Below are 2,980 nucleotides of genomic sequence, written 5' to 3'. Positions count from 1 at the left end.
TTTGTGTCAGAACAAACGCTGCCTGTTCCCGAAGGCGTGCGGCAATCTGCGGGCAGATCATTCGGATTATCTCAAGCTGCTGCGTCAGCTGCGGGAGATTCCGGGTGTCAAGAAGGTATTCGTGCGTTCGGGTCTGCGCTATGACTATATGATGGCGGATGACAACGACGAATTTTTCTTAGAGCTGGTCAAGTACCATATCAGCGGTCAGCTCAAGGTCGCACCGGAGCACATGAGCGATCATGCGCTGTATTACATGGGCAAGCCGTCGTTTGATGTATACCGCCGATTTAAAGAGCGATATGAACGCATCAATGCGAAATTGGGCAAAAAACAGTATCTGGTACCGTATTTGATGTCCTCACATCCGGGTGCCGAGCTGAGTGATGCCGTGCATCTGGCAGAATATCTGCATTCGATTGGCTATATGCCGCAGCAGGTACAGGACTTTTATCCGACACCGGGCACGCTGTCCACAGCGATGTATTATTCCGGCGTTGACCCGCGCACGATGAAGCCGGTATATGTCGCTAAGACACCGGAGGAAAAAGAAATGCAGCGCGCCCTGCTTCAGTGGCGCAGACCGGATAAGCGCGCGATTGTCATTAAAGCACTGCTTCAGGCGGGCAGAGAAGATCTCATCGGCTACGGCAGAGAATGTCTGATTCGCCCGCGGCCGAATGAACATTTTGCGCATCTGCACACAGACAAACCGCAGAAAAAACAAAATCGTGGACGAAACACACAGCAGACAGCGCGCAAGACAGATAAGCGCACGGCGCGGACGATCAACACCAACCATCGGTCATCCGGCGGACGCCGTAACCAGAAATCCAATCAGAAGAAATATACCAAGCATAGATAACAGGAGAGTCATATGTGGATTGCAGATAAATGGAAAGATTTTGAAGTGCTCGACTGCGGCAATGGCGAAAAAGTAGAGCGATGGGGCAAGCAGGTCTTGGTTCGTCCGGACCCGCAGGCGATTTGGCCGAAGCAGAAAAATGTTTCTGCTTGGAGAACAGCAGATGCCTCGTATCATCGTTCGTCCTCCGGCGGCGGCAAGTGGAACATCAAGAAGCTGCCGAGCCAGTGGGATATTCACTATCGAGAGCTGACCTTTCACATTAAGCCGATGAACTTCAAGCATACCGGTTTGTTTCCGGAGCAGGCAGCAAACTGGGATTATGTCGATGGATTGATTCGCAAGTCAGATAAGCCGGTGCGTGTGCTCAATTTGTTTGCGTATACCGGCGGCGCAACGCTGGCAGCAGCGTCTGCCGGTGCCAGTGTGTGCCATGTCGATGCCTCGAAGGGCATGACGCAGTGGGCAAAGGAAAATGCCGTGGCATCCGGTCTGGCAGATCGTCCGATTCGCTGGATTGTCGATGACTGCAAGAAGTTTGTCGAGCGCGAAATTCGCCGCGGACATAAGTATGACGGCATTATTATGGACCCGCCGAGCTATGGCAGAGGTCCAACGGGACAGGTTTGGAAGATTGAAAATGACATTGCAGATTTTATTCAGCTGACCTCTCAGCTGCTGTCGGATGATCCGCTGTTCCTGCTTGTCAACAGCTATTCGACAGGTCTCGCACCGGCCGTCATGGGATATATTCTCGGCACAACGATTGCCTCTCGCTTCGGCGGACATATCGACTGTCAGGAGCTGGGTCTGCCGGTAAAATCGACGGGCTACGCCCTGCCGTGCGGCAATACCGCCCGCTGGGTCAATACCAATCGGTGATCTAAAATCTCCAAATAAAGGAAGTACACCATGTCAGACATGATTCATGCGGAAGATTTAACCTTCCGGTATACGGATTTCTCGCGGGCAACGCATTTGGCGTTGGACGACGTGAATCTTACCATTCCATATGGACAGTTTGCCGCGATTTTGGGCAGAAACGGCTCTGGAAAATCTACCTTTGCGCGCATGTGCAATGCCATCAATCTGCCGTCTGGCGGCAGGATCTGGGTGGATGGCATGGATACCATGGACGAAGAAAAGCTGTGGGACATCCGCCGCGCGTGCAGTATGGTATTCCAGAATCCGGATAACCAAATTGTCGCCACAGTTGTAGAAGAAGATGCCGCGTTCGGTCCGGAAAATATGGGCATTGAGCCGAAAGAAATCCGCCGCCGGGTCTATGAAGCCCTCAAACTCGTCGGTATGTATGAATATCATCTTCATGCGCCGCATTTGCTGTCCGGCGGACAAAAACAGCGCGTAGCGATTGCCGGTGTGCTGGCGATGCAGCCGAAATGCATTGTGCTGGATGAACCGACAGCGATGCTTGACCCGCAGGGTCGCGCGGATATTATGCGTATCCTGCATGAACTGCATGAGAAACAGCATATGACGATCATTCTCATCACCCATCATATGGATGAAGCGGTACAGGCTCAGCGTGTTGCGGTCTTAGATAACGGTCATCTGGTGATGGACGGCACGCCGCGCGAGGTGTTTATCCAGACACAGCGGCTGCGAGAGCTGGGCTTGGAGGCTCCGCAGAGCATGGAACTGCTCCAGCAGCTCAATCAGACTGCCGGAACCCAGCTGCCAATTGATGCGTTGACCGTCACAGAATGTGCGGATCGACTGGAAGCATGGCTGAAAGGAGGCGCATGACATGTCTATCTTGGAAGTGCGTGAGCTGAGCCATGTCTATAGTAAGGGCACGCCGTTTGAACAAAAAGCATTGGATCATGTCAATTTGTGCGTGGAACGCGGCGAATTTTTGGCGATTATCGGCCATACCGGTTCGGGTAAATCGACATTGATTCAGCATCTCAATGGCTTGCTCCGCCCGACAGAGGGCGATGTTCTGCTGCATGGCAAGAGCATCTTTGCCTCGGACAATGACCTGCGAAATGTGCGCTTTCATATCGGTCTGGTGTTCCAGTATCCGGAATATCAGCTGTTTGAAGAGACCATTGCCAAAGATATTGCCTATGGTCCGACCAATATGGGCTTGGA

At 52.6% G+C, this 2,980-nt stretch carries 4 protein-coding genes; all 4 read left to right on the top strand.

Annotated features, from left to right (window positions below; all coding sequences use genetic code 11):
• A partial coding sequence (locus tag ACR0P9_RS10130; protein ID WP_432619789.1) for a DUF3362 domain-containing protein occupies window positions 1-865 on the top strand: 865 nt, incomplete at its 5' end.
• 12 nt (window positions 866-877) lie between these two features.
• Window positions 878-1,747, top strand: coding sequence for a class I SAM-dependent methyltransferase (locus ACR0P9_RS10125; protein WP_432619787.1), 870 nt, complete (start codon window positions 878-880; stop codon window positions 1,745-1,747).
• Between the two features lie 30 nt (window positions 1,748-1,777).
• Window positions 1,778-2,632 (top strand): energy-coupling factor transporter ATPase, encoded by an 855-nt coding sequence (locus ACR0P9_RS10120; RefSeq protein ID WP_432619785.1) that lies wholly within the window; start codon window positions 1,778-1,780, stop codon window positions 2,630-2,632.
• 1 nt (window position 2,633) lies between these two features.
• Window positions 2,634-2,980 (top strand): ATP-binding cassette domain-containing protein (locus tag ACR0P9_RS10115; protein ID WP_432619783.1); only part of this gene is annotated, 347 nt, incomplete at its 3' end.

Source organism: Butyricicoccus sp., from assembly GCF_050872565.1.
GTDB lineage: Bacteria > Bacillota > Clostridia > Oscillospirales > Butyricicoccaceae > Butyricicoccus_A.
Note: the sequence above shows the minus strand (reverse complement) of the source record. Positions and strands in the feature narration are given on the sequence as shown.